Source organism: Brevibacillus sp. SIMBA_040 (genome assembly GCF_046535075.1).
In the GTDB taxonomy this organism is placed as follows: domain Bacteria; phylum Bacillota; class Bacilli; order Brevibacillales; family Brevibacillaceae; genus Brevibacillus.
Map to the genome: position 1 here is coordinate 1 of NZ_JAWRXI010000333.1, position 250 is coordinate 250.

At 49.6% G+C, this 250-nt stretch carries 1 protein-coding gene; it reads left to right on the plus strand.

The features are described 5' to 3' along the window. A partial coding sequence (locus tag SB752_RS33020) for a metal ABC transporter permease (protein WP_410719598.1) occupies positions 1–250 on the plus strand: 250 nt, incomplete at both ends.

Here is a 250-nt window from a genome sequence, read left to right on the forward strand (position 1 = left end):
CAGCTGACAGACCAACAAGCCAATGTGCTTGGTTTTTTATTCGGTAATTTACTGGAGCTTGGTTGGGATGAGTTGCCCCTACTCGCAGGGTGCGTACTCGTAGGCTTAAGCCTGCTCAGTTATATTTGGGCCGGTCAAATCAAACTGGCCACCCACGAGGCATTGGCGCGTATCCAAGGTATTAATCCGACTGGTCAGCGGCTGTTTTTTATGGGCTTACTTGCAGGATTCTGTGCCGTTGCTTTACAAG